Genomic DNA, 1,698 nt, shown 5'->3' with positions numbered 1-1,698 from the left:
TATAGTTTTTAGGTTCTACACTATTCGGTACTGATAGAAATATCAGTGCCGTTTTTATGTTATTGTGAAATAAAAAAAACGGACAATTGCCAATATTACATCCCCGGCAATTGTCCTCCTAGGAAGGAAGTTAATCCTCATGATTAATGATATCAGCTTTTTAACAGGAATCAAGGATCCGGGACTTAAGTTTGATCAAGACGGTATCGAAGATACCGGTAATTTAAAAATCCTTCATTTAATTAAAACTGGTGAATGTCAGTGCCCGGTATGTGGCCGACCAATGTTGAAAAATGGTTTTCGAAAGCGTCCCGTAAAAATACAGGGATTGCCAATTGCCAATGTTCCTACTGTACTGCTAATCAAAAAGCAAAAATATATTTGTCCGTCATCTGCTATTTGTCCCCAAACGGTTACCAAAATTGCTCCTATTATTGGTATTAAAGCTGGTTGTCGCATTGCCAATAATGTGAAGCAAGCCGTTACACTCAATTTATCTAAAAATATCTCACAAAAAGATCTTGGTGAACAATACTGGGTATCTGCTAGTACAGTTGGACGCATTATTGAAGCTTGTGAAGATGATTTTAGGCCTGTTAAAGGTTGGTTACCTAGTACCATTGCATTTGATGATTTTAAATCTGGGCGCTTCGCGCCAAAGGGGATGAGTATGATCTTAATGAATCCAGTTGATCATCGTACAATTGATATTATGTTATCTCGGACTTCGCGGGCTTTAAGAACATATTTTTATCGATATTTCACTCGTCGAGCCCGGCTCACTGTTAAGTTAGTAGTAGTTGATCTTTATCAGCCTTATCGTTCCGTGATTCAAGAACTCTTCCCTAATGCTCATATTATTGCCGATCATTTCCACGTTGTTGTTCAAGCCTACCGGGCTTTACAAAAAATTCGCATTCGTGTCATGAATCATTATGGACCAGGCACTCATGAATACCGGGCTTTAAAACGTTTTTGGAAGCTATTATTACAGAAAATTAATTCTCTGGATAACGTCCATTACTATCCTCGGCGCAACTTTCGTGGCGCATGGTTATCTAATAGTGAAGTAATCGATCGTCTCTTGGCGATGTCCGACGATTTAAGAAAAGCCTATGATTACTATCAGACACTAGTTGATGCCGTTGATCATCAGCGATGTGAAGAATTTAAGTCCTTAATAAAACGTAAATTAACCAATCTACCAGCTGAATTACAAAAGGTCCAACGGACCTTACGTCATCATCAAAAAGAGATTTTACGTAGTTTTAAACATCATTTGAGCAACGGCCCGATTGAAGGTACCAACAATAAAATTAAGGTAATTAAACGAACTGCTTATGGTTTTCGTAACTTCTTTCGTTTCAGGCTCAGAATACTAATGGCATTAAAGAATTCTCACCTGACAGTGATAACCTGTCCTAAAACAAAAAACAGCCCAAGCAACCTAGTTGCTTGAACTGATTAAATTTAGTTATCAGTACCGATTGATAATGAGCCAACTAAAAAACGGCATTGGTATAGAGATAGGAAATCTCTAACCAACACCATTTTGTGTAGAAATTTTTATTTCACAATAACATAAAAAGGGTTCTACACTATTCGGTACTGATGAGTTTTCATCAGTGCCGTTTTTGTATATGATGACAATAAAAAAGGACAATTACCCCAAAAAATACACACACGGTAATTGCCCTA

Annotated in this window: 1 protein-coding gene; it reads left to right on the top strand. The window is 37.3% G+C overall.

Annotated elements, in window-relative coordinates:
* Positions 1–139: 139 nt before the first annotated feature.
* On the top strand, positions 140–1,459 hold the full coding sequence (locus H5975_RS07990; protein WP_204785595.1) for an ISL3 family transposase: 1,320 nt from the start codon (positions 140–142) through the stop codon (positions 1,457–1,459).
* Positions 1,460–1,698 lie beyond the last annotated feature (239 nt).

The organism is Limosilactobacillus coleohominis (assembly GCF_016901675.1).
Lineage (GTDB): Bacteria > Bacillota > Bacilli > Lactobacillales > Lactobacillaceae > Limosilactobacillus > Limosilactobacillus intestinavium.
Note: the sequence above shows the minus strand (reverse complement) of the source record. Positions and strands in the feature narration are given on the sequence as shown.

Excerpts from the sequence above, each read along its gene's own strand:
- H5975_RS07990 (WP_204785595.1), top strand. The coding sequence starts at position 140 with ATGATTAATGATATCAGCTTTTTAACAGGAATCAAGGATCCGGGACTT.